Here is a 25,594-nt window from a genome sequence, read left to right on the forward strand (position 1 = left end):
TATGTCCATTATTCGCGCACCATGACCGTATTCAACGACAACGCCATCGGCGCACTGGAGTTCACCGTAACCTGGCAACGGGACGGCGAGCAGCATGAGGAATGGTTCCTGGGCCGCAGAGTCAACCCGGTGAACGACATCTTTCCGCGCGGCATGCGCGAGGCCCTGGAGGGCAAAAGGGCCGGGGAATCAGTGGCCTTCACCTATGCGCCCCGCCTGTGCATCCCCCGGCGCAGGGACAGCCTGGTCCTGCGCCTGACCCGAGACCGGCTCCGGCCCAAGACCGTATCGGGCGAGCCGATCATCCCGCGCATGGGCCGGTTCTACCCCCAGGGGCACATCGACGGGCTGCTGGACGTCTACCCGGACACCCTGACCCCGTTCCGTCTGGTCGGTCTGGACGACGAGACCTTTACCGCCGACCGCAACCACCCCCTGGCCGACGTGCCGGTGACCATTGAGGCGAAGATCCAGTATCTGGAGGAGCGCGACACCGGGACCTACGGCTCCCTGACCCACTGGCGCGAGGCCACCTGCGACTGGGGGCCGGGCATGCAGGCCCTGCTCGACGGCGAGCCGCCGGACTTCTTCCACCCCGCCTTCTTCGACCGCGCGGCGGACCTCGGCGAGGACTTCCGCCCGCCCGCGCCCGACGCGGCCGCCCTGCGCAACTACCGACGCATTCTGGGCCGGTTCGTGAAGCCCGGCATGCGCGTCCTGGACCTCTCCCCGGACTCCGAGCGCCCCACCGGGCAATACGACGCGGCGGCCTGCCTCTGCTCACTCGAATACATGGACCGGCCTGTGGACATCCTGCGCTACGTCGCCTACTTCCTGCCGCCCGGCGCCCCCGTGGTCCTGGCCTTCACCGAGGCCTTCGACCCGGACCGGGCCATCCGGGGCTGGCGCGAACTCCATCCCTTCGAGCGCATGGGTCTGGCCCTGGAATACCTGCGCATGGCCGGATTCACGGAAGGATTGGGCACGGTTTCGATGCGCAACGACTGGCGCGACCGCGAAGACCCCGCATTCCTCAAGACCAAGGGTGTCAGCGACCCGGTGTTCGCAGCCTACGGGCACAAGCCGGAATAGGGAAAAGGGAAAGGGAACGACGGCGGGCCGCCACAGGGTAGCGGCCCGCTGGGTTGTGGGGTCGGGGAACCACACTGACCATCACATTCTCGACGGTAACGTCTCGCGCCGGTGCAGGGCCTCCGGGCATCCGTCGACGGGTATGGCTATTCCCCCAGTTTAACGAGGATCTTGATGTTCTCGTCCTTGTTGTTGATCAGCTCCAGGAAACCTTTCTCCACGATGTCCTCCAGGCCGATGCGGCCCGTGATCAGCGGTTCGGCCTTGAGCGCACCGTTGGCAAGCAGGGCCGACACGCCGATGAAGTCCTCCAGGGTGTAGGCCAGGGTGCCGATGACGCGCTTGTCCGTGCCGCTCAGGCTGAAGAAGTTGAACTCGCTGGGCTCCTCGAAGATGCCCACGATGATGGCCCGGCCCGCGTTGCGGATGATGTCCACGGCCAGGGGGCCGGTCATCTTGTTGCCGACGCACTCGAAGGAGACGTCGGCCCCGGAGCCGTTGGTCATGGCCTTGACCTCGGCCACGGCGTCGCATTCGCGGGGGTTGAGGACCACGTCCGCGCCGCATTCCTTGGCCTTGGCGATCCGGGCGGCGGACATCTCCAGGACGATGACCTTGCCCGCACCCGCGGCCTTGGCGGCCATCAGAGTGCCCAGACCGATGGTGCCCGCGCCGATGACCACGACCGTCTCGCCGAGGATCGTCCCGGCCTCGCGCACGGCCTTGAAGCCGGTGCCCAACGGTTCGATGACGGCGCCGGCCTCGGGGGACACGCCCTCGGGCAGCACGAAGCAGAGCTCGGCCGGGACGTTGACGTACTTGGCGAACGCCCCGTCGTTGTGCAGCCCCGTAAAGGCCAGCTTTTCGCAGACGTTGTACCGCCCGGTCCGGCAGGTGATGCATTCGCCGCAGTGCTGGCAGGCGTCCGGGGCGACCATGTCGCCGACCTTGACGTTGCTCACGCCGTCGCCGACCTCGACCACCCTGCCGGTGAATTCATGGCCCAGGATCAGGCTGCCCTGCTTCCCGGTCAGGGGATGGGGGGCGTCCACCGGGATGAAGATGGGACCGGCCACGTACTCGTGCAGGTCGGATCCACAGATGCCGCACCAGTCCACGGCGATCTTGACCCAACCCGCCGGCGGGGACGGGGGAACGGGGACGGTCTCCACACGCACATCCTCTCTGCCATGCCAAACTGCGGCTCGCATTGTCTCACTCATAGGTAACTTCCTTTAATTTCAGGTTAAGGAGTCCACGGTTGCTACCAGCGCGATTGTGACGGTGCCTGCCCGGTTGCACCCCCCATGCCGAGACGGAAGGACACGACCCAGCTCCCGCGCCGTTCCGGCCAGGAACTCCAATGATACCACGACGCGAAAAAAACCGAATCCAATTCCGGATAGAAAGGGTCAACAAACCGGGGTTGTGCCGAATTCGAACACGGGGGAGGAAACTGTCAGCTTTCCGAACAGAAAACGGAGGCGGGAAAGGTGCCCGAAGCTGCCGGGCGTTGCGGGCAACAACGAAAAAGGCCCCGGAGGCGGAATGCCTCCGGGGCCGATTTCGGCGGACGGCCGGACGCGGCTAGTCGTCCAGTTGGATATCCTTGCCCTCAAGCACGCGGTTCATGTTGCGCACGGCGCACATCTTGCCGCACATGGTGCAGGAGTCCTTGTGCTCGGGCTCGGAGGACTTGCGGTATTCCACGGGCTTGACCGGATCCATGGCCAGGGCGAACTGGGCGTCCCAGTCCAGGGCCGCGCGGGCCTTGGCCATGTTGTTGTCCCAGTCCGCCGCGCCGGGGTATCCCTTGGCGATGTCGGCGGCGTGGGCCGCGATGCGGGTGGCCACGATGCCCTCCTTCATGTCTTCCAGGGTGGGCAGACGCAGGTGCTCGGCCGGGGTGACGTAGCACAGGAAGTCCGCGCCGGACGCGCCCGCGATGGCTCCGCCGATGGCGGCCGTGATGTGGTCGTAGCCCGGAGCCACGTCCGTGACCAGCGGGCCGAGGACGTAGAACGGGGCGTTGTGGCACAACCGCTTTTCGATCATCATGTTGCCGGGGATCTCGTTCATGGCCATGTGGCCGGGGCCCTCGATCATGACCTGGACGTTGCGCTCCCAGGCGCGCTTGGTCAGCTCGCCCAGGGTGATCAGCTCCTCCACCTGGCAGGCGTCGGTGGCGTCATACAGGCAGCCGGGGCGGCAGCCGTCGCCCAGACTCAGGGTCACATCGTATTCCTCGCAGATGTCCAGCAGCCGGTCGAAGTGCTCGTAGAACGGGTTCTCGGCGTTGTTGATCTCCATCCAGGTGAACAACAGCGAGCCGCCGCGAGAAACGATGTTGGTCAGCCTTTTCGCGGACTTGACCTTCTCGGCGGTGTGCTTGTTCAGGCCCGCGTGGATGGTCAGGAAGTCCACGCCGTCCATGACGTGGCGCTCGACCACCTGGAAGAACTCATCCACGGTGATGTCCTGGAGGTTCTTGTCGTAGAAACCCACCGCGTCGTAGATGGGCACGGTGCCGATCATGGCCGGGGACATTTCGACCAGTTTCTGCCGGAATTCCTGGGTCTTGCCGTAGCAGGACAGGTCCATGATGGCCTCGGCCTTCATGCCCAGGGCGGCCCGGACCTTGTCCAGTTCGGGTTCCACGTCGCAGCAGTCCTTGGAGATGCCCAGGTTGACGTTGATCTTGATGCGCATGCCTTCGCCCACGGCCTCGGCATCCAGGTTCTTGTGGTTCTTGTTGGCCGGGATAATCACGGAACCCCTGGCCATCCGCTCCATGAGATCCTCGATGCGGATGTTTTCCTTGCGGGCTACGGTCTCCATCTGGGGGGTAACGATACCCTTGCGGGCCGCGTCCATTTGAGTGGTATATGACATTGATTTACTCCTTCGCCGCTTCCATTTGATTGCGGAGGGCGGTTATTTTAGCTGCAATATTCGCTCCCCCGACGATTTCGGTGACCAGGGCCGCGCAGCGCGCGCCGTGCCGGACCACCTCGCCGAGGTTATGTTCCTTGATGCCGCCGATGGCAACAAAGGGGATGTCGTGGTTGGCGACCACGTAATCAAGGTATTCGAGACCCACGGGGTCGACCACGTCGTCCTTGGTGTAGGTGCGGAAGATCGGGCCCACGCCGATGTAGTCGGCGCCGCGCCTGATGGCGTCGCGGGCCTGCTCCGGGCTGTGCGTGGACAGGCCGATGGCCATGTCCGGGCCGACCAGCTCGCGCACGCACTCCACGGGCAGGTCCTCCTGGCCCACATGCACCCCGTCCGCGCCCACCAGGATGGCGATGTCGATGTCGTCGTTGACGATGAAGGCGGCCCCGGCTGCTCGGGTCATCTCGCGGATGGCGCGGCACTCCTTGAGCTTTGCGCCCGCCTTCTTGTCCTTTTCCCGGTACTGGACGAGCTTCACGCCCGCGTCGAGCATCTCGCGGACCACCTCGATATTGGACCGCCCGTTGGAGAATTTCTCGGCGGTCAGGCAGTACAGGTCGGTATCCAGGATGTTACGCCGATTGAAGGCCATCATTCGCCCTCCCCGTTTCCCAGCCGTCCCAGAAAATGGGCCAGGATGACGTCCGCCTGCTTGGCGGCGGCGATGCCCACCCTGGGCGACAGGGGCGGCGTGTCCAGAGAGCATTCGGTCACGCCGTCGCCGACGAGATAGAAGTTGTCGCGGACCTTGCGCGTGGTCAGGGCGTCGCCGTCGCCGCACCCGCCGATGCCCGAGGCCGCGACCACCAGCTTGCCCAGGGGCAGCAGGGCCTCCACCAGCCGCTTCTTGGCCACCGGGGCGTCGAAGGCTTCGACCACGGCGTCGCAGTCCACGAAGAGCCGCTTCACCCGGGTCACGTCCACCTTCTCCACGTAGATTTCGAGTTCCAGTTCGGGGTTCACGGCGCGCATGTTGGCGGCCAGGGCCTCGGCCTTGAACTGCCCCACCTGGAGGCTGAAGAACGCCTGGCGGTTGAGGTTGGAAAACTCCACGCGGTCAAAGTCAACCAAGACGAACCGGGTGAACCCGCTACGCACCAGGTGCATGGCGCAGTTGGAGCCCAGCCCACCGCACCCGGCGATGCCGATCTTCACCCGTTGCAGCCGGGCCAGGTTCTCCTCGCCGATATGGACGGCGATCCCTTCTTCCACCTTGTTCATATGCCTTCTCCCCTGGTTTCGAATAGGGGCTCCCAGTCCTTGAAGACCGGCTGGTAGCCCCTGCTGCGCAGGGCGGCGCAGACCTCGTCCACGCTGCGCGCGTCGCTGATGTCGAACTGGCCCGTGTTCTCCTCGCCGCTGGTCTCGTCCGCGTGTCCGCCCACGGCCGTGGACACGCCCGCGGACATGCGGGTTACGCCCAGCGGCAGGATGTTCTCGCGGAACTCGGCGTTCTCGCGGGTGGAGATGGTGATGCCCACCCTGGGCAGAAACAGCCGCAGGGCCATGAGGAACTGGACCATGTCCCGGTCCGAGACGATGGTGGCGGGCTCCCAGTCGCCCACGTGCGGGCGCATGCGCGGCAGGGACACGGCGATGTCCGTCTCCGGATAGTTGTGCATCAGATAGGCCGCGTGCAGGCCGGTCAGCAGCGCGTCGCGCCGCCAGTCGCCCAGGCCGAGCAGCGCGCCGATGTTGACCACGCGCATGCCCGCCCGGCAGGCCCGCTCCGGGGCGTCCAGGCGGAACCGGTAGTCCCGCTTGGGGCCTTTGGGGTGAAGCACGGCATAGAGTTTCTCGTCGTAGGTCTCCTGGAACATGGTCATGCCGTCCACGCCCGCCCGGACCAGCCGGGCGTACTCCTCCTCGGTCATGGCAAAGACCTCGATGGACACGGACGGGAAGTGCCTGTTCAGGACCCTGGTGCAGGCCTCCAGGTAGTCCACCCCGGTCTTGGCCGGGGCATCGCCGGTGAGGATGAGCAGGTTCCTGAGTCCAGTGGCCGCGATGGCCGCGCCCTCCGCGTCCACCTCCTCCAGGCTGAGCATGGAGCGGTGAATCCTGTTGGTGCAGTTGAAACCGCAATAGACGCAGTGGTTGGTGCAGATGTTGGCCAGGTAGAGCGGCGTGAACAGGCTGACGGTCCGCCCGAAGTGCTGGACGGTCAGTCGGCTGGCCTTCCGCGCCATCTCCTCCAGCAGGGAGGAGGCGGCCGGGCTCATCAGGGCCATGAAGTCCTCCACCGTGGCCGTGGTCCGGTTGATGGCCCGGCGCACGTCCTGTTCGGTGAAGTCGTCGAAACGCGCGTCGGGCAGTCCCTCGGCGTACGTCTCCATGAGCGGGTAAAAACTCATGCCGCGCCTCCCAGGAAGCCGGTCAGGGGCGAAGAGGCGTCGGCCAGGACGCGCTTGGCACCGGGGCCGGAGAGGTAGGCCTCGCGTCCGGCGCGGACCGCGCGGCCGAAGGCCCGGGCCATCATGACCGGGTCGCTGGCCGTGGCGATGGCCGTGTTGACCAGGACCGCGTCAGCGCCCATCTCCATGGCCTCGCAGGCCTCGGACGGGCGGCCGATGCCCGCGTCGACCACGATGGGCAGATCGATCTCCTCAATGAGGATACGGACCATCTCGCGGGTCTTGAGCCCCCGGTTGGTGCCGATGGGCGCGCCCAGCGGCATGACCGCGGCCGCGCCCGCGTCGACCAGCGCCTTGGCCACGTACAGGTCGGCGTTGACGTACGGCAGGACCGTGAAGCCCTCGTTGGCCAGAATCTCCGTGGCCCTGACCGTCTCATAACCGTCGGGAAGCAGGTAGCGGTTGTCCGAGATGACCTCGATCTTGATCCAGTCGCCGCAGCCCATTGCCCGGGCCAGGCGAGCGATGCGTACGGCCTCGTCCGCGTCGCGGGCGCCCGAGGTGTTGGGCAGCAGTTGCATGTGTTCGGGGATGAAATCCATGACGTTGCCGGTGGCGGACTCCAGGTCCACCCGGCGCAGGGCCACGGTGATGACCTCGGAACCCGAGGCCTCGCAGACCTCCGGGATGACGCCGTCGTCGCCGTATTTTCCGGTACCGGTGAACAGACGGCTGGTCAGGGTCCGGCCGCCGATCTCGAAAGTATCCTTGCTCATGATTGCTCCTAACCCCCGCCTACGAAGCGGAGAACTTCCAGATGGTCGCCGTCGTCCAGACTCACTTCGCCGAACCGCTCGCCGGGAACGATTTCCCCGTTGCGTTCGACGACCACGGCCTGGGGCGCGATCGCTCTTGATTCAAGCAAAGCGAGAATAGTCAGGGGCTCGTCAAGCTCCGCCGCCTTGCCGTTGATGGTGACGTACATGGTGGTCTCCTTGCAGGCACGGCGCCAAAAAAAACGCCTGCCTCCGATGTGGGGCAAGCGCGGCATGATGACAAAGGCTCATCCTGTGGCAGCTTCCCTCCGTCGGTATTGTCCGAATCAGGTTCAAAGGGTCGGATCGGCTCGATCCATCTCAGCCACAAGGGCCCCCCTAGCTATGAAGAACCGTATGCGGTTTTTCCAGCCCTGTAAAGTTATTCATCCGGACTAAAGTCCCCTGTGCAACCGGCCGATAAGGCACCCGTGGCATATAACGCAACGGGGGATGTTCTTCATGTTTTCCACTCTGTACCAGGCAACCGGTTTCAAGCGGGCCCTCGACCTGTTCGAGGCGGGTCGGTTCGACGAAGGCAGGGCGTTGCTCAAGAGCCTGCAGGATGAGTTCCTGGCGGTCTGCGACGAAAACCAGGCCCTGAAACAACAGTTGGCCGAGGTCGCGGAAGTCCTTGACCTGGCTGAAAAAGTTCAGTTCGACGGACAAAAGTACTGGCTTGAAGAGGACGGCGAGCGCAAGGGACCGTTCTGTCAGGTCTGCTACGACCGCGACGGCCTGTTGGTTCACCTGCACCGGCACGAAAATCACTGGGAATGCCAGAGCTGCCACGGCCTGTACATGCTCCCTCACGAATCGGAAAAATCCCCGCAGAAAAAGCCGCGCATGCGCTCTACCCTGGAAAAGACCGTCCCCCTGTTTCTCGAACAGGAAATGGGCTGATCCGGCCCGACGGAACGGAAAAGCCCCCGCACGGATGATCGTGCGGGGGCTTTTTGCGTATCCTGCTACATGAACTTGGTGCCGAACAGGGTCGCCCGCCGGGTCCAGAGCTCGGTCATGCCGTCGTAATCGAACTTGACCACGCCCCAGGCCAGGTCGTCCAGATCCATGCCCGGCAGATAGACCTCCACCAGCACGTTCTTGGTCACCCGCCGGTGCTCCTTCCACAGGCTGGAGGCAAAGTCCTTCAGCGCCGCGCGGTCGGGCAGCTTGGTGGTGGCCAGGAAGACCTTGAGGGTGATCCAGACATGGCCGTACTCGCGGGTCTCGGACTTTTCCAGAAACTTGAAGCGATAGCCGTGGGCGTTCTGGTCCGGCGCGGGATCGGGCCGCTTGGCGTCCTTGAAGGCGGACCGGTCGATGACCAGGGTCTGCTGCTTCCCCGCCCGGGGTGCGGCCTTGGGCGAGAAGGTCGGTTCGGACGCGGCCCTGGCGGCCGGACGCAGGGGCCGGTCGTCCTTGAGCGCCTCGGCCTTGAGGGCTTCGGCGGAGATCACGGGCTCGGCGGGCTCGACGTCCCTTGCGGGCGTGGCGGGCCGGGCGGGTGCGGAAGGCGCGGCGGGCGCGACCACCATGCCTGCCTCGCGGGAGTTGGCGTCCATGGCGGATTGCAAGGCATAGCCGATGGAGCTGCTCTCCGAGCGGATCATGTCGCTGGCCTTGAAGACCGCGTACCACCCGTTGCGCAGCAGCCCGAGCTGGACCACGTCGCCGGGTGCAAGGGTCCGGACCAGCGGGGAGTTGGTGGTTCGACTCTGGTGCACGTTGACCCTGTTGGTCAGGGCCACCCGGCGGATGGCCGTGGACGCCGTGGGCGCCGCCTTGGCCGGGGCCGGCGGTTCCACCGCCTGGCGGACGACGGGCGCCGCCGGGGCCGGTTTGGGCTCAGGGGCCGGGGCCGGAGGCGTCGCCGCCGTAACGGGCTCCAGGAACTTGGCGCTGGCGTAGCCGATGCCGTTCAGCCTGGAGCGGATGGTGGCGCTCGGCGAAAAGACCACGGTCCAGTCGTCCTCGGGAAAGTCGATGATCACGCGCTCGCCGGGTTGCAGGGTGCGGATCTTCTCGCCCCGGACGTTCGGCCGGGAGCGGATGTTCAGCTTGGTGGACGAAACGGCCGGTTCGCCCCACTCCTTGGGCTCGTACCGGCCCCGCGTGGGCTTGAGGAACTTGGCGTTGGAAAAACCCGCGGCCCTGGACTCGCTCGGGTCGGTGGCCGAAGGCTCGTACACGGCCACCCAGCCGTCCTTTTCATGGGCCACCCGGACCTTCTGCCCGGCGTAGAGGCTGCCGACCCACTCGGCTTTGGGCGAACGTCCGTCACGCAGGTTGAGCGGGCGGTCCGAGTACATGATCTTGCCGAAGGCGAAGGCCGGAGCCGCGGCCAGGACCAGGCAGGCGGCGGCAAGGACGAGGAAAGAGATTCTGCGCATGGATGTCACCGCCTAAAGCATGGAGTTGAGTTCCGAGATGACCCGGTCGGTGATGTCCAGGGAATTGTCCACATACCCGATGATCTCGGGGTCGGTCAGGATCATGGTGAACCCCTGCTCCCTGGCGATGCCCTTGAGGATGGGATCGGCCCGGCGCATGACGAACCGGATGAGCTGCCGCTCCTCGTTCTGGATCTCCTGGTTGCTGTTCCGGACCAACTGCTCGTAATCGCGCGCGGCCTGGCGCAGTCCGGTCTCGCGGCTCTGCTGCTCGCTCACGGACAGGGCATCCTCCTTGAGGCTCGACTGGAGTCTGTTGACCTTGTCCATTGCCTTGCGGACCCGGCGGTCCTTTTCCTTGCCGAGCCGGGCCAGGTCCTCCTGGGCGATCTTGCCTATCTTGGACTCGTTGATGATCCGCTGCGGGTTGACGAACCCAACCTTGGAGGCCTGGGCCAGGGCCGGAACCGCCAGCAGGAGCAAGGCTGCGGACAGCCACAGGGAAAGGGAAAAACGCTTCATAGGGGGTGACTACCTCATTGTCGTTGAAGAATTGTGACAGCCTAGCCGACAACCCGGCCCCTGTCGATACCTACAGGGTGGACAGGGGATCGAGGTCGAGGCCCGTGCGCACCGTGCGCGGGTCGGGATTGGCCCGGACCATGGCCGCATACAGCCCCCTCACCTTGCCCCAGTCATCGGACTTGAGCAGGCAGTTGAACCGCTTGCGCCCGCGCAGCATGGACAGGGGAGCCGGGGCCGGGCCGAGCACGTCGATGCCTAGCGCCCTGCCCTGCTCGCGCAAAACCTGGCCCATGAGGGTGACGGCCGCCGGGCCGCCCTGGAAGTCGACCGGAAAACTGATGCGCACCAGGGCCATGTGTGAGAACGGCGGGTAGCGGAACAGGGTCCGCCGAGAGACCTCGCGGTCAAAGAACCCCTGGTAGTCCCCGCCCAGAATCTCTTTCCAGATGGGATGGTTCGGGTTGCGCGTCTGGATGAGCACCCGGCCCGGGTGCTCGCCGCGCCCGGCCCGGCCCGCCACCTGGACGAGCAGTTGGAAGGTCCGCTCCGAGGAGCGGTAGTCGGGCAGGTTCAGGCCGAGATCGCCGTCGGCCACGACCACCAGGGTCACGCCCGGAAAATGGTGCCCCTTGGAGATCATCTGGGTACCCACCAGGACCTGGGCCTCGCCCCGGCCGAAGGCCCCGAGGATCTCCTCCATCCGCTCCTGCCGCCTGGTCGCGTCGCGGTCCAGGCGCAGGACCTTGACGTCCTCGGGCAAAAGCTCGGCCAGGGCCTCTTCGAGCTGCTCCGTGCCCTCGCCCATGGGGATGAAATTCACGCCGCCGCACTTACGGCAGGTCAGCGGGTAGGCGTACGTCCGGCCGCAGTAGTGGCAGACCAGCCGCTCGCGGCCCTTGTGGTAGGTCATGCCCACCTCGCAGTCCGGACAGCGCACGGTCTCGCCGCAGTCAAGGCAGTACATGAGCGGGGCGTAGCCGCGCCGGTTGAGCATGACGATGACCTGCTCCCCGGCCGCAACGGTCTCGCGGACCGCCTCGCGCACCCGGTCCGAGAGGAGCTGCCTGGATCTGCCGAGCTCCGCGATGTCGACCAACTCCACGTCGGGCAGCCTGGCGTCGCCCACCCGCTCCTTGAGGGTGGACACCCGGATGCGCCCCGCGCTGGCCGCCTGAAAAGTCTTGACGTCGGGCGTGGCCGAGCCGAGCAGAAGCAGCCCTTTGCTCCGGCCCGTGCGGAACCAGGCCACCTCCTTGGCGTGGTAGGCCAGCCGGTCCTCCTGCTTGAAGGATTCGTCGTGTTCCTCGTCCATGACCACCATGCCCAGGTCGGGCAGGGGCAGGAACACGGCGGACCGGGTGCCGACCACCAGGACCGGCCCCCGCCCCCCGGCCAGCTCGCGGAACGAGGCCTCGCGCTTCTTGGGGCTCTGGTAGCCGTGGTAAAAAATGGTCCGGACATGCGGAAACCGGCGGGCCACGTTGCGATAGAGCTGGCAGGCCAGGGCCACCTCGGGCGCGAGAAAGAGCACGGACCGTCCCTGCTCCAGCAGCCGCCGGGCCATCTCCATGTAGAGCACGGTCTTGCCGCTGCCGGTCACGCCGTGGACCAGATGCGCGCCGCCGCCGCCATCCAGCGTCCCGGTCATCTCGTCCAGGGCGGTCCGCTGCTCGGCGCTCAGGGTGAATTCGCAGCCGGGATCGTCCGCGCCGTTCACGCCTCCCTGGTCGACCTCGGCCAGGTGGTCGGCGGTCAGCTCGCCCAGCCGGACCACGCCCGCGCCTTCGAGCTTGGCGGCTACGTCCGGGGCCCAGTCGCCCAGGGTGTGGCGCAGGGAATACAGTGACTGCGGCCCGTTCTCCATGAGGTATTCCAGGAGCCGGAGCTGCCGCTTGGCGTTGGGCCGCACGGCCCACGGCGGGTCGGATTCCAGGGAGACGTAGCGCTCCTCGGCCTCCTTCCTGGCGTTGATGCGCACGCGCATGCGCCCGTCGAGCCACAGCCGCAGGAGCGCGGCCCGGTCTTCGTCCCCGACCCTGACGATGTCGGACGGCCGCAGGGACGCGGGCAGGTTCCGTTCGGCCATGTGCCGGTCCACCTTGAAGGTCACGGCCGCGGTGCGCAGCCCGCGCGGCAGGGCGATTTCCAGGATACGGCCCACGTGGACCATCTGCCGGGAGGCCAGGTTCACGGCCATGTCCACGAAATCCTTGTCCAGCAAGGGCGCAAGCTCCAGCGGCCAGATCATGTTCTTGATCTCGACGCCTTCGGGCACGCGCTCGGCCGGGCCGACCACCACGCCCGCGCGGTGGGATTTGCCGAAGGGGATGATCACCCGCTGCCCCGGTGAAAGGGGCGGGAAATGCGAAGGGAGCCCGTAGGTCCACGTCTCATAGGGCGGACTGACGAGCGTTACCTGCCAGAGGTCGGCCATGACGGAATTACTTAGCCTGCGGATAGCGGAAGGTCCGGCGCAGGAGGTCGAACGGCATGGGCGGTTCGGCGCACGGCGTGGGGTCGAGGGCGTCGCGGGCATAGAGCTCCTCGCCGTCCCCCCCGTTGATCCGGACCCACTCCACGTGGGCCGTGAGTTCGCCCTGGCCGGAGCGGACCACGACCTGCTGCGGCACGCGGTAGCCCGCATAGGTCCGGTAATCGGAAAATTCCACGCTGATCATGCCCAAGGCCGAGGGATAGCGGATGGCGAGCGGGGCCAGGTCCTCGTTGTTGAGAGAAATGGCCGGCTTGTCCTCGTCGGCCGGGTCCGCGCCGAGCATGAGGCACGGGTCCTCGCCGCAGAAGCCGTAGCTGCCCGAGGCCACGTCCACGCCCCAGGACTGCCAGGTGTGCACCGGATTGGGAACCATCCAGACGAACAGAGGCGACAGGGGGAAGTCCCCTGCGGTGCACGCCCCGGCCACGTTGCCGAGCGAGCCCACGGCCACGGCCTTGTCGCCCGCCTGCCACTGCTGACGCCACTTCCCGCGCGCGTACCACAGGTCCACGGACACGCCCGGATAGTCCGGGAAGGTCATTTTGACCTGCCAGGAACGCATGGGGCCGTAGTTCTTCTGCAACCGCGCGGCCAGCTCCTCGCCGTCGGGCACGAAGGCGAAGGAGGGAAGCGCGGTCAGACACACCAAAAGTATCGTCAACAGGGTCTTCATGTTCTCTCTGGATTCCGGATCGAAAAGGCGGGCGCTCGCGCGCCCGCCGGTTCATGGCGCGTTAGGAAGAGCAGGAAAGCAGTTCCTGCAACCGCTTGACGAGGTCGTCGCGCAGTTCTTCGTCCTGCAGGGCGAAGTAGATGTTGGCCGTGAGATATTCCACCCAGTCGCCCGCGTCAAATCGCTGCCCGGCCAAACGGACGGCGATGAGCTTGTCCTGGTCGGCCAGCCCCTGCAGCGCGTCGGTCAACTGGATCTCGCCGCCCACGCCCGCGCGCTGACCCTCGAGGATGTCGAAAATCTCGGGCAGCAGGACGTAGCGGCCGATGATGGCCAGGTTGGACGGGGCCTCCTCGGGCTTGGGCTTCTCCACCAGGTTGGTCACGCGGTAGGTGTGCGAGTCGATCGCCTCGCCCTTGATCACGCCGTAGCGGCTGACCTTGGCCTTGGGCACCTCGATGACGCCGACCACGGCCTTGCCGGTCTCTTTGGCGGCCTTGAGCAACTCGCCGATGCCTGCCTGTACGCCGAACATCAGGTCGTCGCCGAGCATGACGGCGAAGGGCTCGTTCTGGCAGACCTCGCGGGCGGTGAGCACCGCGTGGCCCAGGCCGAGCTGCTCCTTCTGACGCACGCCGATGACGTTGACCAGACTGGCCACGCGCCGGACCTCTTCGAGCATGCTCGTCTTGCCGGCCCGCTCCAGAAGCTGCTCCAGCAGGAAGTTGCGGTCGAAGTGGTCCTCGATGATGGTCTTGTTCTGGTTGGTGATGAAGACAACATCCTTCAGGCCCGCGGCAATCCCCTCCTCCACGATGTACTGCACAATGGGCTTGCGGAAGATGGGCAGCATCTCCTTGGGGACGTTCTTGGTGGCCGGGAGTGAACGGGTGCCCCAGCCTGCGACCGGGATGACGGCTTTGGTGATATCCATATGATCCTCCGCTGTGTAATGTTTACTACTTCAGATACTTCTCGCATACCTGGACGATATCGCCGGTAAACTGCTCCACCAAGGCCGGGTCCGCCCCCTCGACCATGACGCGGCAGACCGCCTCGGTGCCGGAATAGCGCAGGAGCACGCGCCCCTTGCCCGCGAGGGCGGTCTCCACCTTGCGCACGGCCTCCTGGACCTCCGGGGCCTGGTCAAAGGGAATCTTGCGCTTGACGTGGACGTTGCGGAGCACCTGGGGGAACGGCTCGAGCAGCCCGGCCAGTTCGGACAGGGGGCGCTCCCGCTCGCGCATGATGCGCAGCAGTTGCAGGGCGGCCAGCAGCCCGTCGCCGGTGGTGGCGTGGTCCATGAAAATGAGGTGTCCGGACTGTTCGCCGCCGAGCACCGCGCCTTCGCGGCGCATGGCCTCGACCACGTAGCGGTCGCCCACGTCCGTGCGCAGCAGCCGCCCGCCGTGCTCCTTCATGAACAGCTCGAGCGCCATGTTCGACATGACCGTGGCCACGAGCATGTTGCCCGGCAGCCCGCCCTTTTCCATCAACTCCAAGGCGCACAGGGCCATGATCTGGTCGCCGTCCAGGATGCGGCCGTTCTCGTCGCAGACGATGAGCCGGTCCGCGTCGCCATCCAGGGCGATGCCTATGTCCGCGCCCTCTTCCACGACCATCCGGGCGATGACCTCGGGATAGAGGGAGCCGCACTTCTGGTTGATGTTCAGGCCGTCCGGGGCCACGCCCACGGTGACTACCTCGGCGCCGAGTTCCTCCAGCACGTACGGGGCCACGCCGTAGGCCGCGCCGTGGGCGCAGTCGAGCACGATCTTGACCCCGTCCAGGGTCAGGTGCTGGGAAAAGCTGTTCTTCAGGTAGACGATGTACCGGCCGGGCGCGTCACTGATGCGGTGGGCGCGTCCCACCTCCTCGGCCGGGGGGTAATCCCACTGGGTGCCTTCGCCCAGGACCAGTTCGCTGATCTCATCCTCCACTTCGTCGGGCAGCTTGAAGCCGTTGCGGTCGAAGAACTTGATGCCGTTGTCCATGAACGGGTTGTGCGAGGCGGAGATGACCACGCCGAGATCGGCGCGCATGTTCCGGGTCAGAAAGGAGATCGCCGGGGTGGGCATGGGCCCGACCAGGAAGACGTCCATGCCGTTGGCGCACAGCCCGCTGGTCAGCGCGGTCTCGAACACGTAGCCGGAAAGCCGGGTGTCCTTGCCGATGACCACCCGGTGATGCTTGTTGCCGTTGCGGAAATACTGGCCCGCGGCCAGGCCGAGCCTGAGCGCTATCTCGGGGGTCATGGGGAAGATGTTCCCCTGCCCCCGCAGGCCGTCGGTTCCGAAGAGCCTCTGTTTCATGGGATACTCCAACTTGCCGTCTGCGTGGCGGCTAATTCTTCTTGAGGACGGTCGTGACCGTCTCCGGATTCTTCTTTTCAAGCCTGCACCCTTCGGGGAGGGTCACGTCGTAATTCAACTCGAACTTACCCTCGGCCACCTTGCCGCCGAAGACCACCGAAGCCAGGATGGACTTGCGGTACTCGTCGTCGTGGAACAGGAAGACCGGGCCCTCGATGAGCAGGCGGACATAGCGCTGGTGGACCGAGACCTTGAACCCTTCGGGGTCCTGGTACTCGATGGGCACCTTGACCCATATCTCGCGGGTCTTGGGTGCGAAAAACGCCTCCACGTTGACCTGGCCGGGCGAGGCCTCGATCTCGTCGGGAACCTCCAGGGCCACATCCTCGGCCCAGGACCGGGGCACGTCTTCGGGGAAGTCGCCCTTCAGGACCACGCGGGTCTTGGAAATCTTTCTGAGCAGGGTCTCGGGCCCGCGGATGGTGACCACGTCGGGCGAGGCCGTGACCTCCTGCAGCTTGTAGTCGGGATTGAGGTTGCCCGCCCAGGCGGCCTCCACCGTGATCTTCTTGGAGATACGCCGGTCCACCGTGAGCCGGAGCCGGTTGGGCCGGACCTCGATGATCTCGTAGGTGGAGGACAGCGGAATCTTGGCCGGATCGATGTCCACCACCTGCTCGCCGATCTTGAGGTTGCTGACGTTGATCGGGTAGACCAGGTTCTGGGAAGCAAGGTTGCCGACCAGCCCCTTGGGGCCGCGCAGCCGCACCTGGATCTTGTCCACCAGCCCGTCCTCGATGATCAGCCCCTCGGGCGGATTGGTCATGACCACGGGCATGTCCACCCAGGTCTCCACCACTTCCCGGCCGGTAACCAGGAACCAGGTGAACACGGCCAGGGCTATGGACAGCAGTACGGTTTGCCAGTTTCGCAACATATCAGCGCCCCAAAGCGTTCTTGAGCACGCGCCGCAGGCGCGTCTCGTCCAGGCTGGTGGTCAGGCGGCCGTTCATGGCCACGGAAACTTCGCCCCGCTCCTCGGAGACCACGACGGTGATGGCGTCCGACCCCTCGGAGATGCCGAGCGCCGCGCGGTGCCGGGTACCGTACATGGGCTGGCCCCGGAGCTTGTTGGACAGGGGCAGGATGCAGGCTGCGGCCACGATGCGGTCGCGGCGGACGATGATCGCCCCGTCGTGCAGGGGGGTGTCCGCGAAGAAGATGGTCTCGATGAGTTCCTTGTTGACCTTGGCGTCCAGTTCGATGCCGCGCTCGATGATGTCGCCCAGCGGCATGTTCTTCTCGATGACGATGAGCGCCCCTGTGGAGGTGTGCGACATGGTCATGACCGCCTGGGTCAGTTGGTCCAGGGTGTCGTCGCGCACGTCGGACTTGGTCCAGAACCGCCGGGTGCCCACCGAGGCGAGCGCCTTGCGGATGTCGGTCTTGAACAGGATGACCACCACCAGAAACAGGGAGGTCAGGAACTCGCCGAGCAGTGCGTTCAGGGTGTAGAGGTTGAACTTCTCGGCCACGTAGTAGACGACCAGCACGACCACCAGGCCGTAGAGCACGGCGGCGGCCCGGGTCCCCCGGACGAGCACGATGATGTTGTAGTAGATGAAGGCCACCAGCCCGATGTCGAGCAGGACCCTCCAGGTGACTTGAATACCGAAAAGCTCAAACATGCGCTTTAACTACGCCAATTCACGAGCTATGGTCAATGTCTGTCGCGTTAATTGCACTTCGTGGACGCGATGGATGGGCACGCCCTTGGCCGCGAGCACGGCCGTGGCCGCCTGTGTGGCGTTCTGACGCTGCCCCGGCTCGGCCCCGACCAGCCCCTGCCAGACGGATTTGTTGGACAGTCCCATGTAGACCGGCAGGCCGAATTCGCTGAACCGCCCGATCTCCCGCAGGATGGCCAGGTTGTGCTCCAGCTTCTTGCCGAACCCGATGCCGGGGTCCAGAACGACCCGGTCCAGGGGCAGCCCGGCCCGTTCCAGGACCCCCAGCCGCTCCTCGAAAAAAGCCATGATCTCGCCGACCACGTCGTCGTATGCCGGCTCGTCCTGCATGTCCTCGGGCCGGCCCAGGGAGTGCATGAGCACGTAGCCGGGCTTGTACTCGACGAGCACATCCAGCAATTCCGGCTCGAAACGGAACCCGGAGACGTCGTTGATGATGGCGGCCCCGGCCTCCAGGCAGCGGGCGGCCACCTTGGCCTTGTAGGTGTCCACGGAGATGACCGCGCAGGTCCGGGCCGCAACGAGCCCCTCGACCACGGGCAGGACGCGGGCCAGCTCCTCGGCCTCGCCCACCGGGTCGCTGTACGGCCGGGTGGACTCGCCGCCGATGTCCAGGATGTGCGCGCCTTGCCGGGCGAGTTCCAGAGCGTGCGCCAGGCCCGACGCCGTGTCGGGATGAGCCCCGCCGTCGTAAAAGGAGTCCGGGGTCACGTTGACGATCCCGGCAATGAAGAAGGGGGCAGGTCCCAAGACCTTGCCCCCCTTAACTGTCCATGTGGTATCGTTCATGATTGTCTGCCGATTATTGCAGCTTGTTCTCACCGTCGTCCTCGTCGGTCCCGCCCCCCTCGCCGTCGTCGAGGATGAAGTCGTCGCCGGAACCGCCGGACGCCTTCTCGGAATCGCCGGATTTCTCGCTCACGGGTTCATAGCCGGGGCCCGAATCCTTGGCGGCCCGGCCGTCGGCGGTGTAGCCGGACGGGGTGCCGGAGCCGCCTGCGCCGGACGAGCCGGAACCGGAGTTGTGGTTCGGCTCCACGGGGGGCAGTTCCTTGCCCTCCATGAGCAGGTCGATATCGTGGCCGGTGATGGTCTCGCGCTCCAGCAGGGCCATGGCGATGGCGTCCAGAAGTTCGCGGTTCTCCTTGATCAGGTTGGTGGCCCGCTCGTGGGCCTCCTCCACGAACCGGCGGACCTCGGAGTCGATCAGCTTGGCCGTCTCCTCACCGTAGTTCTTGTTGTGGATGAGCTCGCGGCCCAGGAAGACCTGCTCTTGGTTGTCGCCGAAGCTCATGGGCCCGAGCTTGTCGGACATGCCCCACATGCAGACCATGTTGTGGGCGGTCTTGGTGGCCCGTTCGATATCGTTGCTGGCGCCGGTGGTCAACTGGCCCAGGACGACCTCCTCGGCCACGCGGCCGCCCATGAGCACGGCCATGTTGTTGCGCAGGAATTCCTTGGAATAGTTGTGGCGGTCCTCGCCGGGCAGTTGCATGGTCACGCCGAGCGCCTGCCCGCGGGGGATGATGGAGACCTTGTGCACCGGGTCGGTGCCGGGCAGGAACTTGGCCACCAGGGCGTGTCCGCCCTCGTGATAGGCCGTGGTCTTCTTGTCCTCTTCGGAGAGGATCATGGACCGCCGTTCGCGGCCGCCCATCATGACCTTGTCCTTGGCCTCTTCGAAATCGTTCATGTCCACCCAGTCCTTGCCGAGCTTGGCCGCGCCCAGCGCCGCCTCGTTGACAAGATTTTCCAGGTCCGCGCCCGAGAAGCCGGGGGTGCCCTTGGCGATGATTTCCAGGTTCACTTCCGGGGACAACGGGGTCTTGCGGCTGTGCACCTTGAGGATGCGCTCGCGGCCGCGCAGGTCCGGATTGGGCACGACCACCTGGCGGTCGAAGCGGCCGGGACGGAGCAGGGCCGGGTCGAGCACGTCCGGACGGTTGGTGGCGGCCACCAGGATGACGCCCTCATTGGACTCGAAGCCGTCCATCTCCACGAGCAGTTGGTTCAGGGTCTGCTCGCGCTCGTCGTGGCCGCCGCCCAGGCCCGCGCCACGCTGGCGGCCCACGGCGTCGATCTCATCGATGAAGATCAGGCACGGGGCGTTCTTCTTGCCTTGGGCAAAGAGGTCGCGCACGCGGGACGCGCCCACGCCCACGAACATCTCCACGAAGTCCGAACCGGAGATGGAGAAAAACGGGACATTGGCCTCGCCGGCCACGGCACGGGCCAGCAGGGTCTTACCGGTACCGGGGCTGCCCACCAGGAGCACACCCTTGGGGATGCGGCCGCCCAACCGGGTGAACTTGCGCGGCTCGCGCAGGAAGTCGACCACCTCGGAAAGCTCTTCCTTGGCCTCGTCCACACCGGCCACGTCGTCAAAGGTGACCTTGGCGGTCTCCTCGTTGATCAGCCGGGCCTTGGACCGGCCGAAGCTCATGGCCCCGCGTCCGCCGCTGCCGCCGCCCTGCATTTGGCGCATGAAGAATATCCAGACGCCGATGAGCAGGATCATGGGGAACCAGGACAGGAGCAGGGTCAGGTACCACGGCGACTCGTCCGGCGGTTCGGCCTTGACCTCGACGCCCTTGGAAATGAGGGTCTCGATCATCTTCGGATCGTCCGGGGCGTAGGTCTGAAACGACTCGCCGGAGCTCTTCACGCCGGTGATCTTCGGGCCCTGGATCTTGACCGAAGCCACGGCGCCGCTGTCCACCATGGACAGGAACTCGCTGTAGGACGGCGTATCCTTGGGTACCGGAGGCTGGTTGAAAAGGTTGAAGAGGACAACCATCAGGATGAAGATGATCGCCCAGATGACAAGATTTTTCATATGATTGTTCAAAGGAGAGTCCTCCGTAAGGGTCAATTGAACGGCCCGGGGGGCCCGCTTGACGTCGCGTTGCCGCGATTTCAGGAATCTAGAGTAATGCCGTTGTTTGAAAAATCAAGTGAATCGGCAAAAAAACTCGGATTACAGACACTCCCTACAGGGTGCCGAGCCACTCCCTCAACGCCCTGATCTGCGTCGCCACCGACTCCGGGCCAGTGCCACCGGGGGTGATTCGCCGCCGGATGGCCGCCGAGTAGTCGAGCACGGCGTAAACGTCCTCCCCGATCTCGCCGGAAAAACGCTTCAACTCGTCCAGCCCGAGATCCTCCAGGCCGACGCCCCTGCCCTCGGCATAGGCCACGGCCGCGCCGGTGATGTGGTGCGCCTCGCGGAAGGGCACCCCCTTGGCAGCCAGGTAATCGGCCAGCTCCGTGGCGTTCAGGAAGCCGCGCTTGACGGTCTCGGCCATCTTTTCGGGCACGAACTCCATGAGCCGGAGCATGTCGGCCATGATGCCCAGCGAGGCGGTGACCGTGCGGTCCGCGTCGAAAAACGGCTCCTTGTCCTCCTGCATGTCCCGGTTGTAGGTCATGGGCAGCCCCTTGATCAGGACGAGCAGCCCCATGAGCGAGCCAACCACGCGGCCGGTCTTGCCGCGCATGATCTCGCAGGCGTCGGGGTTCTTCTTCTGGGGCATGATCGAGGAGCCCGTGGAGTACTGGTCGGGCAGCTTGACGTAACCGAAATTCGGGTTGGCCCAGATGATCAGCTCCTCGCACATGCGCGACAGGTGGGCCATGATCAGGGAGCTCGCGAACACCGCTTCGAGCACGAAGTCGCGGTCGGACACGGCGTCCATGGAGTTGGCGAACGTCGCGGGCAGCCCGAGGTCGTCGGCCACGGCCTGCGGGTCCACCGGATGGGTGGTCCCGGCCAGGGCCGCCGCGCCGAGCGGCATGACCCGGACCCGTTTCAGGGCGTCGGCCACGCGCTCAAAGTCGCGCTTGAACATCTGGCAGTAGGCCAGCAGGTGCTGGCCCAGGGTCACGGGCTGGGCGGGCTGGAAATGAGTACAGCCGGGCAGCATGGTGTCCTTGTGCTCCTCGGCGCGGTCCACAAAGACCGTGACGACCGAGGCGAGGTGCTCCTGCCAGACGGTCAACCGCGCGGCCACGTGCAGGCGGAAGTCCAGGGCCACCTGGTCGTTGCGGCTGCGCGCGGTGTGCAGCTTGCCGCCGAGCGGCCCGATGATCTCGGTCAGCCGGGACTCGACGTTCATATGCACGTCTTCCATCTCGGTCTTCCAGACGAACTCGCCGGACTCTATCTCGGACTTGACCTTGTCCAGGCCGTCGCAGATCGCCCGGGCCTCGTCGGCGGTCAGAAAACCCTGCCTGGCCAACATCCGGGCATGGGCCTGGGAGCCGCGTATATCCTCGGCGTAAAGAAGCCGGTCAAAGGACACGGATTCGGAAAACGCCTCCATGGACGCGGCGGTTCCCTGTGCGAACCGCCCGCCCCACATCTTCTTGTCTGCCATGGCTTACTCGCAGGAGTCTTCGGTCTCTTTCCCGCCCCATTTGGACTGCTGCATGCGGCCCTTCAGGCGCAGGCCCACCAGCTTGATGAATCCGGCGGCGTCGGCCTGATCGTACACGTAGTCTTCCTCGAAGGTGGCCAGCTCGGAATTGTAAAGCGAGAACGGGGACTTGCGGCCCAGCGGCACGCAGTTGCCCTTGTACAGCTTGACCCGCACGGTGCCGGTGACCTTTTCCTGGGACTTGTCGATCATGGCCTGCAGGGCCTCGCGCTCGGGCGAGAACCAGTACCCATAGTACACCATCTCGGCGTATTTGGGAATGAGAGAGTCGCGCAGGTGCATCATCTCGCGGTCCATGCACAGCCCTTCCAGGTCGCGGTGGGCGGCGGCCAGGATGGTCCCGCCGGGGGTCTCGTACACGCCGCGGGACTTCATGCCCACGAAGCGGTTCTCCACCATGTCCACCCGGCCGATGCCGTGCTTGCCGCCCAACTCGTTGAGCTTGGCCAGCAGGGCCGCCGGGGAGTACTTCACGGAGTTGATGGCGATGGGGTCGCCGGCCTCGAAGTCGATGGTGATCTCCTCGGGCTCGTCCGGGCACTTCTCGGGCGGGGTGATGTTCCGGTAGCAGTCCGGCCCGGGCGCGTTCCACGGGTCTTCCAGCTCGCCGCCCTCGAACGAGGTATGCAGCAGGTTCGCGTCTATGGACCACGGTTTCTTGCGGCTGACCGGGATGGGGATCTCGTTGTCCTTGGCGAAATTGATCAGGTCAGTGCGGGACTTGAGCTCCCACTCACGCCACGGGGCGATGGTCGTCAGCCTCGGGTTCAGGGCCATGGTGGCCAGCTCGAACCGAACCTGGTCGTTGCCCTTGCCGGTGGCGCCGTGGGCCACGGCCTGGGCGCCCTCCATCTCGGCGATCTCGACCATGCGCTTGGAGATCAACGGCCGGGCGATGGCCGTACCCAGCAGGTAGCGGCCCTCGTACAGGGCGTTGGCCCGGAACATGGGGAAGACGTAGTCGCGTACGAACTCTTCGCGGAGATCCTCCACGTAGGCCTTGACCGCGCCGGTCTTGAGCGCCTTGGCCTCGATGCCGTCCATCTCCTCGCCCTGGCCGAGATCGGCGGTCATGCAGATCACGTCGCAATCGTAGTTGTTCTTCAGCCACTTGAGAATAATGGAGGTGTCCAGCCCGCCCGAATAAGCGAGCACGACCTTATCTATTTTCTGCATTGTATATTCCTCGTACTTGATCGAATTATTTAAAGATCCACTCAAGGATCGCCTTTTGCGCGTGGAGCCGGTTCTCGGCCTGGTCCCAGACGATGGAGGCCGGGGACTCGAAGACGGACTCGGAGACCTCCTCGCCGCGGTGGGCGGGCAGGCAGTGCATGAAGCTCGCGTTCGGGGCGGCCAAGCCCATGAGGGACTCATCCACCATGTACCCGGCAAAGGCGGCCTCGCGCTTTTTCTGCTCCTCTTCCTGGCCCATGGACGCCCACACGTCGGTGTTGACGTAGTCCGCCCCGGCCACGGCGGCCTTGGGGTCTTCGGTCAGGGTGATCTTGGCGCCGAGGCTGACGGCCTTGTCCAGGATGGCCTGGTCGGGCTTGTACCCCTCGGGGCATGCCAGACGCAGCTCGTAGCCGAAAACGGCCGAGCCGTTGATGAAGGAGTGGGCCATGTTGTTGCCGTCGCCGACCCAGGCCACCTTGACCTTGTCCAGGTCCGGGGTGCGTTCAAACATGGTCAGCACGTCGGCCATGACCTGGCACGGGTGGTATTCGTCGGTCAGGGCGTTGACCACCGGGATGTCGCCGTAATCGACCAGGGTTTCCAGCTTCTCCTGGCCGAAGGTTCGCACGACGAGCCCATCGGCGTATCGGGAGAGGACACGGGCGGTATCCTTGAGCGGTTCGCTGCGCCCCAACTGGGAGTCGCGGGCGGCGATGAACACCGGGTCCCCGCCCAACTGGCGCACGCCCACCTCGAAGGACACGCGGGTCCGGGTGGACGCTTTTTCGAAAATCAGCAGCACGGTCTTGCCGTCCAGGAGATCGGTGCGGACCTTGGCGTCCTTCATCTCCTTGGCGCGCAGGATAACCTGCTTCACTTCATCCCTGGGGATGTCCAGAATGGTCAGAAAATGTTTGGGCATCGTACGTTTACTCCATCATCGATTGCCATGATATCAGGAAAGAGATGGAGTTTGGCCCATATTAATTTGAATGTAAAGGAATTTGGCCGCCGGAAATCCGGGAACCCAAGGCGGGCCAAGGGTGCGCGGCTACTGGTGCCTGCCGAGCCAGTCGTGGAACTGCTTGAGCGTCAGGCACCGGCTGGCCGGCCCGCTGCGCACGTAGAACTCCTCGCCCTTGGCCGCGTCCAGGATGGCCGGGACCGGGGCCGGAATGCAGTGCACGCGTAGGACCCGCTTTTCGCCCACCTCGATGACCCGGCTGTCGATGTAGCGCGAAAACTCGGTGCCGATGTGTCGGTCGACCAGGTTGTTGAAGTGCAGGAGCGCCTTGTCATCGCTGTCGAAGTTGTCTTCGTCGAAACCGGTCACGGTGCCGTCGTCGGCCACGCCGACGAGCAGGGTCCCGCCCTCGGAATTGAGAAACGCGGACACGGTCTTCAGGCAGGCGTGCTCGATCTCCTTGCCGTTCTTGCCGGACTTGATATTGAAGCGCAGGGTCTGCTTGAACTCCAGCCTGCCGCCCTCCCCGGTCTGGATGAGGTCGATGACCTCGCCCGCGGTGGTCGCGGCCTCGCGGCGCATGCCCAGGGATTCGATGCGACCCCGGCTGCGGTGCAGGATGAAGAGCACGCCGAAGGCCATGAGGATGAGGACCACGGCGCCGGCCTGGAGGAAGGAGTCGCTGGTCAGGGTGGACAGGACGTTCTGGCGCGGCACGGCCACGCCCAGGGAAAGCGTGTCGCCGAAGATGGACAGGGGCATGGCCCAGGTCCACCAAGTCTCGCCGCCCGAGGTGAAGGAAAACGGCTTGTCCGGGGTTCCGTCCTCCAGGGCGGCCAGCCCGGACACGGCCTTGCGGACCACCGGGTCGGGCAACTTGTCCGGGGTCAGGGCCTGTCCGGCCAGGTCCGGGGACACGTCGGTGCCCAGCCCGCTCACGGGCATGGCCCGGCCGTCGCCCCAGTAGAGGAAAATCCGCTCCGCCCCGCCACGTTCCGCCCCGCTGAGCTGGGACAGGATGGCCTCGGCCGGAAAGGCGAAGGAGAGCATCAGCCGCTGGCCCGAGCCCGACTCCACCAGGGAGGAGGCCGTGATCCAGGCCACGTTGACGTGGTGGAAGCGGTTGGCGCTGCGCCAGTTGACCTGGCCCGGTTCCAGGTGGCTGAACTCGTCGGACAGGACGGTGTCCACCTGGGCCAGGTCCATCTTCCAGCCGAGGAAGGGCTTGTCGCCCGCCTTGCCGTCCTTGAGCAGGGTCCAGGACAGAACGGTGTGCAGGTCGTCGGGCACGGCCTCGACCATGCCGCCGAAGCGCCGGGTGAGCAGGTAGCGCAGCCCCTGCCCGTCGCTGAGCATGATCGCTTCCAGGTTCTGGTGGTCCTTGAGCACCGCGCCGAACTCCTTGCGCAGGGCGGCGGGCTTGAGACTCTTGAGCAGCCCCTGGCCCATCTCCTGGTTGGAGTTGCGCACCGCGTTGAGGAGCACGGTCACCGCGCCGGACAAGCCGCGCGCCGAGTTCTCCACGGCCACCATGGCCGCGTCGTGACGGATCTCGCGCACCCCCATGTAGGCCAGCGAGCCCACCGCCGCCACCGCGAAGATGACGCCGTAAAAAAGCAAATTGTACAGCTGCTTGCCTCGGATGCCGCGCATA

23 protein-coding genes and 1 riboswitch are annotated in these 25,594 nt (G+C 65.5%); of the genes, 2 read left to right on the forward strand and 21 right to left on the reverse strand.

Features of this window, described 5'->3' with window-relative positions:
• The first annotated feature begins 21 nt into the window (after positions 1-21).
• A complete protein-coding gene (locus V8V93_RS14230; RefSeq protein ID WP_338667252.1) occupies positions 22-1,092 on the forward strand; it encodes a hypothetical protein in 1,071 nt (356 codons plus the stop codon).
• 146 nt (positions 1,093-1,238) lie between these two features.
• On the opposite strand, the gene V8V93_RS14235 is transcribed toward V8V93_RS14230, so the two are convergent.
• From V8V93_RS14235 to thiS, 7 genes are all read right to left on the reverse strand, one after another.
• Complete coding sequence (locus V8V93_RS14235) at positions 1,239-2,264, reverse strand: 2,3-butanediol dehydrogenase (protein WP_338667253.1); 1,026 nt, start codon at positions 2,262-2,264, stop codon at positions 1,239-1,241.
• Positions 2,265-2,679: 415 nt separating this feature from the next.
• The gene (gene thiC / locus V8V93_RS14240; protein WP_338667254.1) at positions 2,680-3,984 is read right to left on the reverse strand and encodes a phosphomethylpyrimidine synthase ThiC; all 1,305 of its coding nucleotides are present in this window, start codon (positions 3,982-3,984) and stop codon (positions 2,680-2,682) included.
• A 4-nt stretch (positions 3,985-3,988) separates the two neighbouring features.
• A complete protein-coding gene (thiE, locus tag V8V93_RS14245) occupies positions 3,989-4,639 on the reverse strand; it encodes a thiamine phosphate synthase (RefSeq protein ID WP_422394419.1) in 651 nt (216 codons plus the stop codon).
• Positions 4,639-5,268 carry a sulfur carrier protein ThiS adenylyltransferase ThiF gene (gene thiF / locus V8V93_RS14250; RefSeq protein WP_338667256.1) on the reverse strand — a complete coding sequence of 210 codons (630 nt, stop codon included), beginning with the start codon at positions 5,266-5,268 and terminating at the stop codon, positions 4,639-4,641. The genes thiE and thiF overlap by 1 nt, the downstream gene beginning before the upstream one ends.
• Complete coding sequence (gene thiH, locus V8V93_RS14255) at positions 5,265-6,401, reverse strand: 2-iminoacetate synthase ThiH (protein WP_338667257.1); 1,137 nt, start codon at positions 6,399-6,401, stop codon at positions 5,265-5,267. Before thiH ends, thiF begins: the two co-directional genes overlap by 4 nt.
• On the reverse strand, positions 6,398-7,177 hold the full coding sequence (locus V8V93_RS14260) for a thiazole synthase (RefSeq protein WP_338667258.1): 780 nt from the start codon (positions 7,175-7,177) through the stop codon (positions 6,398-6,400). The genes thiH and V8V93_RS14260 overlap by 4 nt, the downstream gene beginning before the upstream one ends.
• Positions 7,178-7,185: 8 nt before the next feature.
• Entirely contained in the window at positions 7,186-7,386 is a 201-nt protein-coding gene (gene thiS / locus V8V93_RS14265; protein ID WP_338667259.1) for a sulfur carrier protein ThiS, read from the reverse strand.
• A 77-nt stretch (positions 7,387-7,463) separates the two neighbouring features.
• Positions 7,464-7,567: riboswitch (TPP riboswitch) on the reverse strand.
• Positions 7,568-7,678: 111 nt separating this feature from the next.
• Here thiS and V8V93_RS14270 point away from each other — a divergent pair.
• Complete coding sequence (locus V8V93_RS14270; RefSeq protein WP_338667260.1) at positions 7,679-8,119, forward strand: hypothetical protein; 441 nt, start codon at positions 7,679-7,681, stop codon at positions 8,117-8,119.
• 65 nt (positions 8,120-8,184) lie between these two features.
• On the opposite strand, the gene V8V93_RS14275 is transcribed toward V8V93_RS14270, so the two are convergent.
• From V8V93_RS14275 to V8V93_RS14340, 14 genes are all read right to left on the reverse strand, one after another.
• Positions 8,185-9,609 carry an SH3 domain-containing protein gene (locus V8V93_RS14275; RefSeq protein ID WP_338667261.1) on the reverse strand — a complete coding sequence of 475 codons (1,425 nt, stop codon included), beginning with the start codon at positions 9,607-9,609 and terminating at the stop codon, positions 8,185-8,187.
• A gap of 12 nt (positions 9,610-9,621) precedes the next feature.
• On the reverse strand, positions 9,622-10,131 hold the full coding sequence (locus tag V8V93_RS14280; RefSeq protein WP_338667263.1) for an OmpH family outer membrane protein: 510 nt from the start codon (positions 10,129-10,131) through the stop codon (positions 9,622-9,624).
• Positions 10,132-10,201: 70 nt separating this feature from the next.
• Complete coding sequence (gene priA / locus V8V93_RS14285) at positions 10,202-12,568, reverse strand: replication restart helicase PriA (RefSeq protein ID WP_338667264.1); 2,367 nt, start codon at positions 12,566-12,568, stop codon at positions 10,202-10,204.
• 7 nt (positions 12,569-12,575) lie between these two features.
• Positions 12,576-13,301 (reverse strand): hypothetical protein, encoded by a 726-nt coding sequence (locus V8V93_RS14290; RefSeq protein ID WP_338667265.1) that lies wholly within the window; start codon positions 13,299-13,301, stop codon positions 12,576-12,578.
• 61 nt (positions 13,302-13,362) lie between these two features.
• Complete coding sequence (galU, locus tag V8V93_RS14295) at positions 13,363-14,235, reverse strand: UTP--glucose-1-phosphate uridylyltransferase GalU (RefSeq protein WP_338667267.1); 873 nt, start codon at positions 14,233-14,235, stop codon at positions 13,363-13,365.
• A gap of 25 nt (positions 14,236-14,260) precedes the next feature.
• Positions 14,261-15,613 (reverse strand): phosphoglucosamine mutase, encoded by a 1,353-nt coding sequence (gene glmM, locus V8V93_RS14300; RefSeq protein ID WP_338667268.1) that lies wholly within the window; start codon positions 15,611-15,613, stop codon positions 14,261-14,263.
• A 31-nt stretch (positions 15,614-15,644) separates the two neighbouring features.
• The gene (locus tag V8V93_RS14305; protein WP_338667269.1) at positions 15,645-16,550 is read right to left on the reverse strand and encodes a CdaR family protein; all 906 of its coding nucleotides are present in this window, start codon (positions 16,548-16,550) and stop codon (positions 15,645-15,647) included.
• A gap of 1 nt (position 16,551) precedes the next feature.
• A complete protein-coding gene (gene cdaA, locus V8V93_RS14310) occupies positions 16,552-17,301 on the reverse strand; it encodes a diadenylate cyclase CdaA (protein WP_338667270.1) in 750 nt (249 codons plus the stop codon).
• A gap of 9 nt (positions 17,302-17,310) precedes the next feature.
• On the reverse strand, positions 17,311-18,150 hold the full coding sequence (gene folP, locus V8V93_RS14315; protein ID WP_338667271.1) for a dihydropteroate synthase: 840 nt from the start codon (positions 18,148-18,150) through the stop codon (positions 17,311-17,313).
• Positions 18,151-18,163: 13 nt separating this feature from the next.
• Positions 18,164-20,209 carry an ATP-dependent zinc metalloprotease FtsH gene (gene ftsH / locus V8V93_RS14320; RefSeq protein WP_338667272.1) on the reverse strand — a complete coding sequence of 682 codons (2,046 nt, stop codon included), beginning with the start codon at positions 20,207-20,209 and terminating at the stop codon, positions 18,164-18,166.
• Positions 20,210-20,351: 142 nt separating this feature from the next.
• A complete protein-coding gene (argH, locus tag V8V93_RS14325; RefSeq protein WP_338667273.1) occupies positions 20,352-21,737 on the reverse strand; it encodes an argininosuccinate lyase in 1,386 nt (461 codons plus the stop codon).
• Positions 21,738-21,740: 3 nt separating this feature from the next.
• Positions 21,741-22,973 carry an argininosuccinate synthase gene (locus tag V8V93_RS14330; protein ID WP_338667274.1) on the reverse strand — a complete coding sequence of 411 codons (1,233 nt, stop codon included), beginning with the start codon at positions 22,971-22,973 and terminating at the stop codon, positions 21,741-21,743.
• A gap of 25 nt (positions 22,974-22,998) precedes the next feature.
• Positions 22,999-23,898, reverse strand: a complete 900-nt coding sequence (gene argF, locus V8V93_RS14335) for an ornithine carbamoyltransferase (RefSeq protein ID WP_338667275.1) — start codon at positions 23,896-23,898, stop codon at positions 22,999-23,001.
• A 129-nt stretch (positions 23,899-24,027) separates the two neighbouring features.
• Positions 24,028-25,593, reverse strand: coding sequence for a helix-turn-helix domain-containing protein (locus V8V93_RS14340; RefSeq protein ID WP_338667276.1), 1,566 nt, complete (start codon positions 25,591-25,593; stop codon positions 24,028-24,030).
• Position 25,594: the final 1 nt, after the last annotated feature.

Origin of the sequence: Pseudodesulfovibrio sp. 5S69, from assembly GCF_037094465.1 — a bacterium.
GTDB classification, from domain to species: domain Bacteria; phylum Desulfobacterota; class Desulfovibrionia; order Desulfovibrionales; family Desulfovibrionaceae; genus Pseudodesulfovibrio; species Pseudodesulfovibrio methanolicus.

Excerpts from the sequence above, each read along its gene's own strand:
- V8V93_RS14230 (WP_338667252.1), top strand. The coding sequence starts at position 22 with ATGACCGTATTCAACGACAACGCCATCGGCGCACTGGAGTTCACCGTA.
- thiC (WP_338667254.1), bottom strand. The coding sequence starts at position 3,984 with ATGTCATATACCACTCAAATGGACGCGGCCCGCAAGGGTATCGTTACC.
- thiE (WP_422394419.1), bottom strand. The coding sequence starts at position 4,639 with ATGGCCTTCAATCGGCGTAACATCCTGGATACCGACCTGTACTGCCTG.
- thiF (WP_338667256.1), bottom strand. The coding sequence starts at position 5,268 with ATGAACAAGGTGGAAGAAGGGATCGCCGTCCATATCGGCGAGGAGAAC.
- thiH (WP_338667257.1), bottom strand. The coding sequence starts at position 6,401 with ATGAGTTTTTACCCGCTCATGGAGACGTACGCCGAGGGACTGCCCGAC.
- V8V93_RS14260 (WP_338667258.1), bottom strand. The coding sequence starts at position 7,177 with ATGAGCAAGGATACTTTCGAGATCGGCGGCCGGACCCTGACCAGCCGT.
- thiS (WP_338667259.1), bottom strand. The coding sequence starts at position 7,386 with ATGTACGTCACCATCAACGGCAAGGCGGCGGAGCTTGACGAGCCCCTG.
- V8V93_RS14270 (WP_338667260.1), top strand. The coding sequence starts at position 7,679 with ATGTTTTCCACTCTGTACCAGGCAACCGGTTTCAAGCGGGCCCTCGAC.
- V8V93_RS14275 (WP_338667261.1), bottom strand. The coding sequence starts at position 9,609 with ATGCGCAGAATCTCTTTCCTCGTCCTTGCCGCCGCCTGCCTGGTCCTG.
- V8V93_RS14280 (WP_338667263.1), bottom strand. The coding sequence starts at position 10,131 with ATGAAGCGTTTTTCCCTTTCCCTGTGGCTGTCCGCAGCCTTGCTCCTG.
- priA (WP_338667264.1), bottom strand. The coding sequence starts at position 12,568 with ATGGCCGACCTCTGGCAGGTAACGCTCGTCAGTCCGCCCTATGAGACG.
- V8V93_RS14290 (WP_338667265.1), bottom strand. The coding sequence starts at position 13,301 with ATGAAGACCCTGTTGACGATACTTTTGGTGTGTCTGACCGCGCTTCCC.
- galU (WP_338667267.1), bottom strand. The coding sequence starts at position 14,235 with ATGGATATCACCAAAGCCGTCATCCCGGTCGCAGGCTGGGGCACCCGT.
- glmM (WP_338667268.1), bottom strand. The coding sequence starts at position 15,613 with ATGAAACAGAGGCTCTTCGGAACCGACGGCCTGCGGGGGCAGGGGAAC.
- V8V93_RS14305 (WP_338667269.1), bottom strand. The coding sequence starts at position 16,550 with ATGTTGCGAAACTGGCAAACCGTACTGCTGTCCATAGCCCTGGCCGTG.
- cdaA (WP_338667270.1), bottom strand. The coding sequence starts at position 17,301 with ATGTTTGAGCTTTTCGGTATTCAAGTCACCTGGAGGGTCCTGCTCGAC.
- folP (WP_338667271.1), bottom strand. The coding sequence starts at position 18,150 with ATGAACGATACCACATGGACAGTTAAGGGGGGCAAGGTCTTGGGACCT.
- argH (WP_338667273.1), bottom strand. The coding sequence starts at position 21,737 with ATGGCAGACAAGAAGATGTGGGGCGGGCGGTTCGCACAGGGAACCGCC.
- V8V93_RS14330 (WP_338667274.1), bottom strand. The coding sequence starts at position 22,973 with ATGCAGAAAATAGATAAGGTCGTGCTCGCTTATTCGGGCGGGCTGGAC.
- argF (WP_338667275.1), bottom strand. The coding sequence starts at position 23,898 with ATGCCCAAACATTTTCTGACCATTCTGGACATCCCCAGGGATGAAGTG.
- V8V93_RS14340 (WP_338667276.1), bottom strand. The coding sequence starts at position 25,593 with ATGCGCGGCATCCGAGGCAAGCAGCTGTACAATTTGCTTTTTTACGGC.